Annotated in this window: 12 protein-coding genes; 7 read left to right on the forward strand and 5 right to left on the reverse strand. The window is 71.4% G+C overall.

The window, feature by feature from the left end:
- Positions 1 to 468, reverse strand: a 468-nt coding sequence (locus M4J07_RS09225) for a TerD family protein (protein ID WP_255969455.1), incomplete at its 3' end; no start/stop codon positions are given.
- Between the two features lie 74 nt (positions 469 to 542).
- A complete protein-coding gene (locus M4J07_RS09230) occupies positions 543 to 1136 on the reverse strand; it encodes a TetR/AcrR family transcriptional regulator (RefSeq protein ID WP_255969457.1) in 594 nt (197 codons plus the stop codon).
- Positions 1137 to 1286: 150 nt separating this feature from the next.
- Between M4J07_RS09230 and M4J07_RS09235 the strand changes: the two genes are divergently transcribed.
- Positions 1287 to 2753, forward strand: a complete 1467-nt coding sequence (locus M4J07_RS09235; protein ID WP_255969458.1) for an MFS transporter — start codon at positions 1287 to 1289, stop codon at positions 2751 to 2753.
- 40 nt (positions 2754 to 2793) lie between these two features.
- Here the strand turns inward: M4J07_RS09235 and M4J07_RS09240 are convergent, their stop codons facing one another.
- Positions 2794 to 4380: a TROVE domain-containing protein gene (locus M4J07_RS09240; RefSeq protein ID WP_255969461.1), complete on the reverse strand. Its 1587-nt coding sequence runs from the start codon at positions 4378 to 4380 to the stop codon at positions 2794 to 2796.
- Between the two features lie 299 nt (positions 4381 to 4679).
- On the opposite strand from M4J07_RS09240, the gene M4J07_RS09245 reads away from it, so the two are divergent.
- A complete protein-coding gene (locus M4J07_RS09245) occupies positions 4680 to 6155 on the forward strand; it encodes an amino acid permease (protein ID WP_255969464.1) in 1476 nt (491 codons plus the stop codon).
- A gap of 4 nt (positions 6156 to 6159) precedes the next feature.
- Here M4J07_RS09245 and M4J07_RS09250 read toward each other — a convergent pair whose 3' ends face one another.
- A complete protein-coding gene (locus tag M4J07_RS09250; RefSeq protein ID WP_255969467.1) occupies positions 6160 to 7611 on the reverse strand; it encodes an alkaline phosphatase PhoX in 1452 nt (483 codons plus the stop codon).
- Positions 7612 to 7731: 120 nt separating this feature from the next.
- On the opposite strand from M4J07_RS09250, the gene M4J07_RS09255 reads away from it, so the two are divergent.
- The 4 genes from M4J07_RS09255 to M4J07_RS09270 all read left to right on the forward strand — a co-directional run bounded on the left by M4J07_RS09255 (position 7732) and on the right by M4J07_RS09270 (position 10586).
- Entirely contained in the window at positions 7732 to 8496 is a 765-nt protein-coding gene (locus M4J07_RS09255; RefSeq protein ID WP_255969470.1) for an SDR family NAD(P)-dependent oxidoreductase, read from the forward strand.
- Between the two features lie 210 nt (positions 8497 to 8706).
- Complete coding sequence (locus M4J07_RS09260; protein ID WP_255969473.1) at positions 8707 to 8913, forward strand: hypothetical protein; 207 nt, start codon at positions 8707 to 8709, stop codon at positions 8911 to 8913.
- Positions 8914 to 8949: 36 nt separating this feature from the next.
- Entirely contained in the window at positions 8950 to 10107 is a 1158-nt protein-coding gene (locus tag M4J07_RS09265) for a S1 family peptidase (RefSeq protein ID WP_255969476.1), read from the forward strand.
- A 29-nt stretch (positions 10108 to 10136) separates the two neighbouring features.
- Entirely contained in the window at positions 10137 to 10586 is a 450-nt protein-coding gene (locus M4J07_RS09270) for a hypothetical protein (RefSeq protein ID WP_255969479.1), read from the forward strand.
- 116 nt (positions 10587 to 10702) lie between these two features.
- On the opposite strand, the gene M4J07_RS09275 is transcribed toward M4J07_RS09270, so the two are convergent.
- On the reverse strand, positions 10703 to 12145 hold the full coding sequence (locus M4J07_RS09275) for a hypothetical protein (protein WP_255969482.1): 1443 nt from the start codon (positions 12143 to 12145) through the stop codon (positions 10703 to 10705).
- A gap of 272 nt (positions 12146 to 12417) precedes the next feature.
- Here M4J07_RS09275 and M4J07_RS09280 point away from each other — a divergent pair, with 272 nt between their 5' ends.
- The gene (locus M4J07_RS09280) at positions 12418 to 14259 is read left to right on the forward strand and encodes an endonuclease/exonuclease/phosphatase family protein (protein WP_255969485.1); all 1842 of its coding nucleotides are present in this window, start codon (positions 12418 to 12420) and stop codon (positions 14257 to 14259) included.
- The last annotated feature ends 7 nt before the right edge of the window (positions 14260 to 14266 follow it).

The raw sequence follows: 14266 nt of genomic DNA on the forward strand, positions 1-14266 counted from the left end.
GCCGGCCAGCCCGTTCGCATACCCCTGGCCGACGGCGCGGGCCTTCCACGCGCCGTTGCGCAGGTACACCTCGATGACCACCAGGGCCGTCTCCGTGCCGAGCTGGGGCGGAGTGAACGTGGCGAGGACGGTGCCGTCCGCCGCGTTCCGGATCGTGGCCGTGGGCTCGATGCCCTGGAACGTCTGGCCCTCGGCGTCCGGGCTCGCGGTGACGACGATCTTCTCGATGCCGGGCGGGACCGCGGCCGTGTCGACCGTGATCGAGTCGGGGCTGGTGCCCCCGCCCGACGTGTAGGTCACACCGGGGCCCGAGGGCTGGTTGTAGAAGATGAAGTCGTCGTCCGAGCGCACCTTGCCGTCGGCGGTGAGCAGCAGGCCCGATACGTCGAGCCGCACGGGGGCCGAGACGTCCACCGCCACACGCTGCGCCGTGAGCGGGATGTTCGAGCCGGGGGTCATAGCTGTCATGCCAGGGGTAACGAGCGGGTCCGCTTTACCGTTCCCTTACCGAAGACTTTTCTTACCCGTCCGGATGCGGCCCGCTACGGCTTGGACCGCACCCCTTCGAGCAGGAGCTGCTGGTAGCGGCCCATGTCCTTGGGTCCGTCGCCCGCGAGCTCGGCCGCGGTGACCATGGCGTGGTTGAGCCGCAGCAGCTCCAGATGGGTGAGGTCGGCGCGCACCTCGCCGGCCTCCTGGGCCGCCGCGAGCAGCTCGGCGGCCGCCGTCTTGAGGACGTCGCCGCACTGGACGACGACGGGCGAGCCGCCCTCGGCGACGGCGGCGCCGAGCAGCGCCTTGAGGGCGCGCACCCGCACGATCTGCTCACCGAGGTCGGTCAGCCAGGTGAAGAGCGCCTCGCCGGGCGGCAGTTCGGCCGCCAACTCCCTTGCCCGTTCGGCGAGTTCGTCGAACCGGTCGACGTACACGGCCTCCATGAGGGCCTCCCGGGTCGGGAAGTGCCGGTAGAGCGTGCCGGATCCGACGCCGGCCCGCTTGGCGATGTCGTCGAGCGAGGCCTCGGCGCCCTTCTCGGCGAACGCCTCGCCGGCCTCCCGCACCAGCCGGTCGTAATTGCGCCGCGCGTCGGCCCGCTTCGGCCTGGACGGGCGGCCCGCCGCTCCCACCTGGGTCATTCACCACTCCTGCCAGGACGCCTTGCACAACCGGGGACCCTCTCCGTATCTTAGCCGGAGCTAAACGGAGACAGTCCCCGCTTCTTCTCGCGGGCAGTCCGGGCTGCCCGCGCGTTCCCTCAACCCACCGTCCCAGTACGGGAGTCGAGCATGTCCTCCGCACCGCCCACCACCGCGTCCCAGGCCTTACCGCGCACCGTAACGCGCCCGGGCGCCGTCCTCACCCTCGTGGTGACCGCCTACTTGATGGTCGGCGTCGACGCCACCGTCGTGAACGTCGCGCTCCCCGACATCCGGCGCACCCTCGACTTCTCACCCACCGGCCTGTCCTGGGTCCTCAACGCCTACACCCTCGCCTTCGGCGGTCTGCTGCTGCTCGGCGGCCGGGTGGGCGACATCGTCGGCCGGCGCCGGACCCTGACCGTCGGCGTGCTGGTCTTCGCCGCCGCCTCACTGGCCGGCGGACTCGCCACCGACAGCGCTCTGCTGCTCGCCGCGCGGGCCGTGCAGGGCGTCGGCGCCGCGCTCATCGCGCCGAGCACCCTCGCCCTGATCACCACGCACTTCACCGAGGGCGCCGCCCGCCACCGCGCCCTCGCCTTCTACTCCTCGGCGGCCGGCATCGGCGCCTCCGTCGGGCTCGTCGTCGGCGGCGCGCTCACCGACCTCGCGTCCTGGCGCTGGGCACTCCTGATCAACGTGCCGATCGGGGTCGCGGTCGCCCTCGCGCTGCCCCGGGTGGTCCGGGAGACCCCGCGGCACAGCGGGACGTTCGACGCGGCGGGCGCCGTCACCGGCACCGCCGGGATGTTCTTCCTCGTCTACGCCTTCATCCGGGTCTCGGACAGCGGCTGGTCCGACACCCGGGCGCTGACCTGCTTCACCTCGGCGGCCGCGCTGCTCGCCGGATTCCTCCGGGTGGAGTCGCGCGCCCGGCAGCCCATCGCGCCGCTCGCCCTCTTCCGCGACCGCAACAGGGCGGGCGCCTACGCGGGCATCCTGCTGCTGCCCGCCGGCAACTTCGGTGCGTTCTACTTCCTCACCCTCTACGTCCAACAGGTCCTCGGCTACAGCCCGTTCAAGGCCGGCTTCGCCTTCCTGCCGCTGACGGCGGGGGTGTTCGCGACGGTGCGGTGCGTGCCGCGGCTGCTGGCCCGGTTCGGCACGAAGCCGGTCCTGGTCAGCGGCTCCGTGCTCCTGATCGCCTCGGGCGGCTGGCTGTCCCGGCTGGGCGTCGGTGACGGCTACGCGACCGGCCTCCTCGGCCCGATGCTGCTGCTCGGGGTCGGCGTCGGCCTGAGCTTCCTGCCGCTCAACGCGACGATCCTCGCGGGCATCGAGCCCCGCGAGGCGGGCGCCGCGTCGGGCCTGCTCCAGACCTTCCAGTGGCTGGGCGGCACCCTCGGCCTCGCGGTCCTGGTCACGGTCTACGGCACGGCGACCCGCCACGCACACGGCTCCGCGGACGCGGTCCTCGTGCACGGGGCGGGGCGGGCGTTCGCGGTGGGGACGGTGATCGCGGCGGCCGCGCTCCTGGTGATCGCGACGGTGATCACTCAGGGGCGCGGGGAACGGCGCGAGCAACCACGCACACCCCGCGCCCGGCACCGGACCTGACCCGGCGGACGGGCAGCCGGGGTGAGCGCCGCCGAGCCGCTCACCCCCGCTCGTCCCACGGCCACCTCGCGTCCCGCCCCGCCTCGATCAGCGACACCATCCGGAACGCCGCGTCCGACAGCCCGCCGAACACGTGCCGGTTCCCCGCCCCGGACGGCGCGTGACCGGCCCGGTACCCGGCCAGATTCCACGTGTACACCGGCACCCCCGCGGGGACCTGCTCGGTCGGGTCGCCGTGGAAGTTGTACGCCGCCTGCTCGTCGGTGACGATCAGGACCCGGTCGTGGCCCCGGTAGTGCCGCCGCACGGCCTCCGCCGTGTTCGTCCCGCCGAGGTCACCGAACCGCTCCATGACCTTCAGGACCGACTCGCCCTTGCGGTACATCACGTCGGTGCTGCCCGTACCGAACTGCACCAGGTCGGCCCGCTCCGCCCGCAGCGCGAGCGCCGCGCCGAACACCGCCGCCGCGTCCGCCCGGTTGAGCTGCGAACGCCCCGACAGCGGACCCCACATGGAGCCGGAGCGGTCCACCAGGATCAGCGAACGGCCGCCCAGGGACGGCACGTTGGCCAGCGCATGGCCGAGCGCCGTCTCCAGCGCGTACGCCCAGCGCAGCGACGGCGCGTGCCGGTAGGCGGCCAGGTAGCGGAACGGGAACTGCCGCGAGCGCGCCACCTCGGCCGGATCGGAGATCTTCGCGGCGACGCGCGCGGCGACCTCGTCCGAGACACCGGCCTCGTCGAAGTTCCGCAGGTTCCGGGTCAGCGCCATCGCGCCCATCGACGGGATCACGGCCTCCCAGGCCGCCCTGTCCATCGGCCCCTGCAGCCAGCCGGCCAGCGCCTCCCACGTCATGCCGGCCGCGGCGAGGCGACCGGCACCGTCGGGAGCGAGCAGCACGGCACGCCGCTCCCCGACCGACATGGCCATCAACTCCCGGTGCGTGACGAGGACTTCGCTCGACGCCGGGGCCACCGCCGTATCCGGGTTGTGCCGCCGGTCGAGCGCGTACGCGAACAGGTCGCCCTGCCACGGCTTCGCCGGGTCGGGCGCGGCGTGCACCAGGTTCAGGACATCGCCGAACCGGTACCCCGTGGACGCGGTGTCGTACTTCAGGAGCGCCTTGCCGTGGTACAGCCGGCGCACCGCGTCGGCGATACCGCGCTTGACCGGCTTGGGCACGGCGCGGCCGTACGTCTGCGTCCAGTAGCCGAGCAGTTCGCCGGGCTCGTCCGGACGGCGCAGCACGGACGCGACGACCTGCCGGTTCGCCGGGCCGTCCGTGGCGCCCGCGTCGAGGCGTGCCTTCACGTACTCGGCTGCGCCGACGACCGACGCGGTCCGCATGTTGCCCTCGCCGCGCAGCCAGCCGAGCAGGCCCGCGGTCCACTCCGGGTCGGTCACGGCGAGCCGGCGCACGAGCGTGGCGAACCGGTCGTCCCGGTCCGCGCCGCCCTCGTAGAAAGTCTGCTGGGAAACGAAGTTGGCGACGGCGAGCAGGAAAGTCTCGGAACGCGCGTCGCGCTCGAATCCGAGGCCGCCCTGGTGCGTGCGCGTGCTGCGTCCGGTGCTGCGCACGGCGGAAAGGACAGCCGCCTTCGCGGTCTTGCGGTTGAAACGTGCCATGAGAATTCCCCCCCGAATTCGTGAATGTCTGGCGACTTACGGAGGGAGGCGCAGCGAATGGAGCGGGCCCGAGGTCGGAAGGGGTGACGGTCGGGATTCGACCTCAACGAAGTAACCGTCACGGTCGCACCGGGCACGCACCGTCTGCTGCGCCTCCCGAGATCAATTCGGCGGCGGTGTGTTTTCTGGAAAGGAAGTAACCGCTGCCCGCGCACCGGGAGGTGCGAACTCTTCGTGCGAAAGACTGTACGGCGGCGCGCGTCTGCGACGCCAAGGATTAATTTTGCGAGAGTTCCGGAGTGAACCCGGACAAACACCAAGACGCGCATCTGGACGACCCGATCACCGCGGAAGGCGTCTCCGACGCCGGTGACCTCGGTTATGCCAAGGCCCTCAAGCCACGCCACATCAGCATGATCGCGATCGGTGGCGCGATCGGCACCGGCCTCTTTCTCGGCGCGGGCGGAAACCTCGCCAAGGCGGGGCCGGCCCTCGCGTTCGCCTACGCCATCTGCGGGGTGTTCGCGTTCTTCGTCGTGCGGGCTCTCGGTGAACTGGTCGTGCACCGCCCGTCGTCGGGCTCCTTCGTGAGTTACGCCCGGGAGTTCCTGGGCGAGCGCGGCGCTTTCGTGGCGGGCTGGATGTACGTCCTGAACTGGTCGACGGCCGGCATGGCCGACATCACGGCGGTGGCCCTGTACGTGCACTACTGGTCGATGTTCACGTCGGTCCCGCAATGGGTGCTCGCGGCGATCGCCCTGGCGGTCGTGCTCAGCGTGAACCTCATCTCCGTGAAGGCCTTCGGTGAGATGGAGTTCTGGTTCGCGATCGTCAAGGTCGCGGCGCTCGTGCTGTTCCTGCTGATCGGCATCTTCTTCCTGGCCACGGGCCGGCCGGTGGACGGCCAGGAACCGGGCTTCACGCTGATCAGCGACAACGGCGGCTTCTTCCCGCTGGGAGTGCTGCCGGTCGTCCTCATCACGCAGACGGTGGTCTTCGCGTACGCGGCCGTCGAGATGGTCGGTGTGACGGCGGGCGAGACCGAGGACCCGGAGAAGCTGGTCCCGAAGGCCGTGAACTCGATCATGTGGCGGGTCGGCATCTTCTACGTGGGCTCGGTGGTGATGCTGACGCTGCTGCTGCCGTGGACGGCGTACTCCGCGGACGAGAGCCCGTTCGTGACGGTGCTGTCCAAGATCGGGGTGCCGTCGGCGGGCGGCATCATGAACCTGGTGGTGCTCACCGCCGCGATGTCGTCCCTCAACTCGGGCCTCTACACGACGGGCCGCATCCTGCGCTCGATGGCGATGGCGGGCTCCGCGCCGTCCTTCACCGCGCGGATGAGCGGCAGCCATGTCCCGTACGGAGGCATCCTGCTGACGGCGACGGCCGCCCTGTTCGGGGTCGCGCTGAACGCGTGGCTGCCGGAGGACGCGTTCGCGATCGTCACCAACATCTCCTCGCTCGGCGTCATCTCCACCTGGTGCATGATCATGCTCTGTCACCTGGTGTTCGTGCGGCGGGCGCGGGAGGGCGTCGTGCGGCGGCCGGCGTTCCGGCTGTGGGCGTCGCCGTGGATCGAACTGACCACGATCGCCTTCCTGCTGGCGGTCGTCGTGATGATGTGGTTCGACAAGGACGGCGCGGGCCGGGACACCGTCCTGATGCTCATCCCGATCGCGGTGTGCCTGGCGATCGGCTGGTACGCGGTGCGCGGGCGGGTCCACCGGATCGCCTCCGAGAGCGAGGCTCCGCCGGTGGACCCGTTGCAGTAGGGCGTCAGCGCTGGCGCTTCCAGGGGCCGGTGATGGCGAGCATGATGCCCGGCGTCTGGATGTTGGCGTACAGGGTGCGGCCGTCCGGCGAGAAGGTGACGCCGGTGAACTCGCTGTACTCCGGCTCCGCCTCGGTGCCGATGTTGAGCTCGTTGCGCGCGATCGGGTACGTACGGCCCTTCTCGGTCGCGCCGAACAGGTGCTGGACGCCCTCGCCGTCCTCGGCGATGACCAGACCGCCGTACGGGGAGACGGTGATGTTGTCCGGGCCGTCGAAGGCGCCATCCTTCGAAGGGTCCGGGTTGACGCCGAGCAGCACCTTCAGGGTCAGGGTGCGGCGCTTGGGGTCGTAGAACCAGACCTGGCCGTCGTGCGCGACGGGGCTCTCCTCACGGGCGAACGAGGAGACGATGTACGTGCCGCCGTCGCCCCACCACATGCCCTCCAGCTTGCGGGCGCGGGTGATCTCGCCGTCCTTGAACTGCTTGCGCACGGAGACCGTCTTGGCGTCGCGGTCGGGGACGTCGACCCAGTCCACGCCGTACGTCGTACCGATCTTCGTGGCGCGGGACAGGTCGTCGACGAACCGGCCGCCCGAATCGAAGCACTTGGCCGCCTGGAGGACGCCCGCGTCCTCGGCGAGGGTGCGCAGCTGTCCGCGGCCGTGCTTGAAGCCGTGCGGCGGGACCCAGCGGTAGAGCAGTCCGTTGGGCCCGGACGCGTCCTCCGTCAGGAAGGCGTGGCCGCGCTTGGGGTCGATGACGACGGCCTCGTGGGCGTACCGGCCGAACGCCTTGATCGGGTGCGGGGCCCGGTTGGCGCGGCGGTCGTAGGGGTCGACCTCGAAGACGTAGCCGTGGTCCTTGGTGAAGCCGTTCTTGCCGGCCTTGTCCTCGGTCTCCTCGCAGGTGAGCCAGGTGCCCCACGGGGTGGAGCCGCCCGCGCAGTTGGTCGCGGTGCCGGCGATGCCGACCCACTCGGCGACCTCGCCGCCGCGGCGCACCTCGACGACGGTGCAGCCGCCCGCGGCGGCCGGGTCGTAGACGAGTCCCTCGGTGAGCGGGACCGGGTGCGGCCACTGGGCGCGGGCGCCGGCCAGCTCGTGGTTGTTGACGAGGAGGGTGGTGCCGCGCGGGCCCTCGAAGGTGGCGGTGCCGTCGTGGTTGGACGGGGTGGGCTCGCCCGACTCCAGGGTGGTCTTCCCGCTGTACGTGATGACCTTGTACGAGAAGTGGGCGGGCAGCGCGAGGAGGCCGGCCGGGTCGGACACCAGCGGCCCGTACCCGATGCCGTGCCCGCCCTTGCGGTCCTCGGCGCCGGCGAGCTCTTCGGTGCCGTCGTCGGTGGCCGCGAGCGCGCCCGGCGCGGTGGCGAGGGCGCCGACGGAGCCGGCCAGGGCGACGCCCGCGCCGGTGGCCGCGGAGCGTCTGGCGAAGTCCCTGCGAGTGAGCGACATGTGGCTGTCTCCCGGTGGAGTGGGTGTGAGGGCGGGGGGCGGACCCTGTTTTCGGCCACACGGTCTCGCTCGCGTATAAACGGCGGTTGAACACCGTCCGACGTCGAGGGGCCCGCTTCCATGACTTCAGTGAACCTGCCGAAAACCGGACGCCGCGTCCTCGTGACCGGTGCGTCGCGCGGGCTCGGCCGGGCCCTGGCGCGGGAGTTCGCGGCGAACGGGGACCGGGTCGCCGTCCACTACGGGTCCCGGGAGGCGGCGGCGCGCGCCACGCTCGACTCGCTCGCCGGGGCCGGGCACGTGCTGGTGGGCGGCGACGTGGCTGACCCGGCGGGCGCGGCGTCGGTCGCCGGGCGGGCGGCGGAGGGGCTCGGTGGCATCGACGTCCTGGTGAACAACGCGGCCGTGAACCTGCCGCATCCGCCCGCGACCACCTCGTACGAGGAGTGGTCGGAGCTGTGGCAGCGGCACGTCGCGGTGAATCTGCTGGGCACGGCGAACCTGAGCCATCTCGCCGCGCGCCGCATGATCGACCAGGGCACGGGCGGCCGGATCGTCAACGTCGGCTCGCGCGGCGCCTTCAAGGGCGAGCCCGACCACCCGGCGTACGGGGCGACGAAGGCCGCCGTGCACGCGCTGGGCCAGTCCCTCGCGGTCGCGCTCGCGCCGCACGGGATCGGGGTGGCGTCGGTGGCGCCCGGGTTCATCGAGACGGAGCGGGTGGCGCACCGGCTCGACGACGCGGTGCGGGCGCAGAGTCCGTTCGGCCGGGTCGCCTCGGCTCAGGAGATCGCCGGTGCCGTGCTGTGGCTGGCGTCGCCCGGGGCGCAGTGGGCCTCGGGAACCGTCCTCGACCTCAACGGTGCCTCCTACCTGCGGACCTGACAGCGCTTTCCGGAAACGTCGGAAGAATCTTCGTAAAGAAGGTCAACGGCCGTATCTCATACGCAATCCCAAGATTTCACGCAGAACGCCTTGACCCCCCTGTCGTACGGCAATAGACAGGCCCCTACCTGCATCACCGCATCACCCACTGAGGGGGTGGCGAGCCGAGTGGACGCACGTCGGGCACGCGGCCTCCATGAGAGCCGGCTGATGAAGCTGGCCAATGTCACGGGAGTCGGTACGGGGAGGGACGAGCGCTCGGGGGCGGACGTGATCGTCGTCTTCGTCACCCGGAAGGTGCCCCGCGACCGGCTCCGCGCGGAAGACGTGGTTCCCGAGGAGCTCGACGGCGTACCGGTGCGCGTCCTCGCGATCGGCGAGGTCCAGGCCCACGAAGGACCGTCCGGCGAGCTGTGACGGAACCCCTGCAGTCAGGGGAAGAGGTGGTCTGGTGTGAACCAGCCCGAACTGATGCGAGGACCCGCCGGCGGTCAGCTGAGCGACAGCTCCCGCCAGCAGGCGACCAGTGACTTCCTGCGGCGCGAGCAGCCGCTGGCCAACGTGGTCGGCTTCGGCCACGGCGTGAAGTGGGCCGACGGACGGCCCACCGGCGAGCAGGCCGTGCTCGTCTTCGTGACCCAGAAGGTGCCCGAGTCCCTGCTGCCGGAACGGGACGTGATCCCGCGGCAGATGGACGACGGCACTCCCACCGACATCGTGGCCGTCGGCCACGTCTCGGCCCAGCGGCGGCAGGTCCGGCCCTCCGGCGCCCGCCCCGAGGAGCATGTCGTCTACGGCCCCGACGGCGGCGTCGCCCAGCAGATGTCCGGCCTCGGCCAGCCGCTGCTCGAGGAGCTCGGCGGGCTCGCCACGTTCGAGCCGCAGATCCTCAACCGCCGTATGCGGCCGTGCCCTTCGGGCTTCTCGGTCGGCAACGTGGCCATCACCGCGGGCACCCTCGGCAGCGTCGTCTACGACTTCCTGCCGGGCGCCTCCGTCGACCCGCCGGGCCCCGGGCTCGGTGTCCCGTCGAAGTTCTACATCCTGTCCAACAACCACGTCCTCGCCGACTCCAACCGGGCCCAGCTGGGCAGCGCGATCGTGCAGCCCGGCCGGTTCGACAACGGCACGGACCCCGCGGACCGGATCGCCACGCTGTCCCGGTTCATCACCATCCAGTTCGCCCCGCAGACACCGCTCGACCAGCAGAACAACGTGGTCGACTGCGCACTCGGCGAGGTCTCCTTCCAGGACGCCACCCGGGAGCAGTACTTCAGCGGAGCGCCGCGTGCCTGGCGGCGCAAGGCGAACGTCGCGGTCGGCGACCTCGTGAAGAAGTCGGGCCGGACGACGAACATCTCCTTCGGCCGGATCATCGCGGTCGACGCGACGATCGACGTGAACTACGGCACCGCGGGCACGGCCCGGTTCAAGGACCAGATCCTCACCACGAACATGTCGGCGGGCGGCGACTCCGGGTCCCTGGTGACCTCCCTCGACAACGTCGCGGCGGGTCTGCTGTTCGCCGGGTCCTCGCAGGTCACGGTCGTCAACCACATCGAGAACGTGCGCGCGCTGCTGCGCGTCGAGATCTCCGAACAGCTCGCCTGACGCTCGAAGCTCTGAAGGGAGGTCGGTCCATGACCACTCAGGCACGCAAGCAGAAGTCCCAGGCCCGCGCCGAGCACCGCTTCCACAACCCGCAGGGCGCGGAGGTCAAGACGCGCGACGAGGCGTTCGCCGCGCCGCAGCAGGACCTGTCCGCGGAGGCGGTGTCGGTCGACTGCAAGCTGGAGCTCAACAACGGCACGGTCACCTTCGCCATCACCGCGAAGATCAACCCGAACACGCACCCGTACGTGGTGACCGGCGGTCAGATCACGTCCGGTATCTGCGGGGCCCCGTGGGACATCACCGGCGGCTTCATCGGCGACACGATCCGCCTCGACGCGAAGCGCTCGGGCCAGGGTTCCTGCGCCAACACGATCACCGTGGTCGGCGAGTACCAGAACCCGCCGGCATACCGCGGCACGTACGGCTTCGACGGTGCGACGTCGTCGTTCAAGCACACGACGCGGTACCTCTGCTGACCGGTCCACCGGGCCCCTGAGGCGGCGGCGAAGCCGCATGCCTCAGGGGCCCGGGGAACCGCGCGAGAAGCCCCACCGGCCCGCACCCGCAGCTCGACCGGAGGGCACGGCGGACGCTACTGCGCCGCCGACCGGGCCTTGAACGCGGCCTTGCGGGCCTCCTTCGCCACCTTCTTGTCGGGGTGGAGCCGCCCCATCGCCTCCAGCACGTCCGCCGTGGCCGGGTGGTCGACCCGCCACGCCGCGGCGAAGAACCCGCTGTGCTGCGCGGCCAGCCCTTCCACCAGCGCCTGCAGCTCGTCCGAGTTGCCCTCCAGCGAGAGCTGCGCGGCGATCGTGTCGACGGTCAGCCAGAAGACCAGGTCCTCCGACGGCGGCGGCACGTCCGTCGCACCGTGCTCGGCGAGCCAAACCCGGGCGAGTCCGCCCAGCTCCGCGTCGTCCAGCACCTCGCGCAGCGCGGGCTCGGCCTCGGCGCCGACCAGCGACAGGGCCTGCTGACAGCGCAGCCGCCGCAGCGGCGCCCCCTCGTCCGCGCCGCGCGCCGCGGCGAGCAACTCCCGCGCCGCACCGAGCGGTTCACGGCGGGCGAGCCACTGCTCGATCTCGGCCTGCGCCGCCGCCTGCGGGAACGTGGACGTGCTGTCGAGGAGGGTGTCGGCCCCCTTGTCGGCGAGGTCACCGACGGCCGGCGCGTCGATGCCCGCCTCCAGCATCCGCGCCCTGACCCCGTACAGACCGAGCGGGGTGAGCCGCACCATGCCGTACCGGGAGACGTCGGACTCGTCGAAGGGTTCGGTGACCGGCTCGTCGTCGTCGACGTCCGCCATCAGCGCCTCGTCGACCGGCTGGAACTCCACGAGCCCGACCGGGTCGAGCAGCCGGAACTGGTCGTCGAGCCGCATCATCGCGTCGGAGACCTGCTCCAGGACGTCGTCGGTGGGCTCGCCCATGTCGTCGGGCACGATCATCGACGCGGCGAGCGCGGGCAGCGGCACCGGCCCGTCGCCCGCGCCGCCCTCGCTGACGGTCAGCAGGTACAGATTGCCGAGCACGCCCTCCAGGAACTCGGCCTCCGCCTCGGGGTCCCAGTCGAGCTGCGAGAAGTCGATCTCGCCGGAGCCGTTCTCCAGGTCCATGGCGTCGACGAGGTCGTCCAGGTCGGGCACGCTCGCGTCGGCGAGGACCGTGTCGAGCGCGCCGAGCCACAGGCCGAGCACGTCCGCGGGCCCGCCGGAGGTGAGGGTGCCGAGCTCGTCGCCGACGGCGACGGTGCCCTCCTCCTCGTCCACCACCTCCACCAGTCCGGTGTCGACGGCGATGCGCCACGCCTCGCTCGCGTACGCGGCGCCCTCCTCGTCGTCGGTGAGACCGAGCTCGGCCGCGGCGGCCGGGAGCTGTTCGTCGACGAGGTCACCGCCCGCGCCGACCCGGGTGTCGGGCCCGGCCCAGCGGGCGAGCCGCACCGCGCGCGACAGGAGGGGGGTGGCAAGGGCGTCCCGCGCCAGCTCCGCTTCGGCGGGCAGCCGCACCGGCGGCAGGGGGGAGCTGTCTGACATCGGCTGGTTCTCCTCGGAGCCAAGACATGAGGCTTACGTTGCGACCGCTCAGCCTAGACGGATTTGACCCTTTGCTGCCCGGTTCATGTACCCGTCAGGCTTCGGACGCCCGGAGGACATCCTCGAAACCTTGACAACTCCCCTGCGCAGGAAAGAGATTGACGCGCGTAGAAACGTAGAGCACGTGAGGGACGGACGGCGACACCCGCCCCGGTTCCGTCCCTCACCCCTCGTCCCGGCGCTCGCCACACGCACGTCCCCGGAGGGATCCCTTGCCGAGCAAGTCAGCGCAGTCCCCGTTCTCCCGCTCGCGCCTCGCCGCGATCGCCGTCGCCGTCGCCTGCGGCGCCTCCGGCGCCGTCGTCGCGACCGCCCCGGCCCACGCGGCCGCCGTCGCCGTCCACGACATCCAGGGCAACACCCGGACGTCCCCGCTCGCCGGTCAGCAGGTCACGGACGTGGCCGGGGTGGTGACCGGGGTCAGGACGTACGGCTCGTCCAAGGGCTTCTGGCTCCAGGACACCGCCCCGGACGCCGACCCGGCCACCAGCGAGGGCGTCTTCGTCTTCACGAGTTCCGCACCGACCGTGAAGACCGGCGACGCCGTCACGGTCTCCGGCACGGTGTCGGAGTACGTGCCCGGCGGCGCCTCGTCCGGCAACCAGTCGCTCACCGAGATCACCAAGCCGACGGTCACGGTCGTCTCGTCGGGCAACGCGGTCCCGGTCACCACGATCGACGCGAAGTCGGTCCCGGCGGCCTACACCGCGGCGGGCGACCCGGCGGCGAACGGCTCGGTCAACGGCCTGCCGCTGCAGCCGAAGAAGTACGCCCTGGACTACTACGAGTCGCTGGAGGGCCAGAACGTCCGGATCGGCTCCTCGCGCGTCGTGACCGCCTCCGACGCCTACGCGGAGCTGTGGGTCACGGTCAAGCCGCACGAGAACCGCACCAAGCGGGGCGGCACCCGTTACGCCTCGTACGACGCGCAGAACACCGGCCGGCTGCAGATCCAGTCGCTGGGCACGGTCGCCGACTTCCCGACGGCGGACGTCGGCGACGTCCTGTCGGGCACCACCGAGGGCCCGCTCGACTTCAACCAGTACGGCGGATACACGCTGGTGGCACGGGAGTTGGGCACCCTCGCCCCGGCCGGTCTGCAGCGGGAGACGACCCGGGCGCAGAAGTCCGGCGAGCTGGCGGTGGCGACGTACAACGTCGAGAACCTCGACCCGTCCGACGCCACGTTCGAGGAGCACGCGGCCGCGATAGTCGACCACCTGCGGTCGCCCGACATCGTGTCCCTGGAGGAGATCCAGGACAACAACGGCGCGAAGAACGACGGCACGGTCGCCGCCGACGCGACGATGAAGAAGCTGATCGACGCGATCGCCGCGGCCGGCGGCCCGGCGTACGACTGGCGCTCCATCGACCCGGTGGACAACCAGGACGGCGGCGAGCCGGGCGGCAACATCCGGCAGGTGTTCCTGTTCAACCCCGAGCGGGTGTCGTTCACCGACCGCGCGGGCGGCGACGCCACCACGCCGGTCGGCGTGACGAGCGAGAAGGGCCGGGCCGCGCTGACCGCCTCGCCCGGCCGGATCGACCCGGCGAACGACGCCTGGAAGAGCAGCCGCAAGCCGCTCGCGGGCGAGTTCACCTTCCGCGGGAAGACGGTCTTCGTGATCGCCAACCACTTCGCGTCGAAGGGCGGCGACCAGGCGCTGACCTCGCAGTACCAGCCGCCGACGCGCAGCTCGGAGACGCAGCGCCACGCGCAGGCGACGTCGGTGAACGCGTTCGTGAAGGACATCCTGAAGGTCCAGCGCAGCGCCGCCGTGGTCACGCTCGGCGACATCAACGACTTTGAATTCTCCGGCACGGCGCAGCGCCTGGAGGACGGCGGCGCACTGTGGTCGGCGATCAAGTCGCTGCCGAAGAGCGAGCGGTACACGTACGACTACCAGGGCAACAGCCAGGTGCTCGACCAGATCCTGATCAGCCCGTCGATCCGGGTGAAGGACTCGTTCGCGTACGACAGCGTGCACATCAACAGCGAGTTCCACGACCAGATCAGCGACCACGACCCGCAGGTGCTGCGCTTCCGTCCCTGACGGGGTG

Origin of the sequence: Streptomyces longispororuber, assembly GCF_024448165.1 — a bacterium.
Classification (GTDB): domain Bacteria; phylum Actinomycetota; class Actinomycetes; order Streptomycetales; family Streptomycetaceae; genus Streptomyces; species Streptomyces longispororuber_A.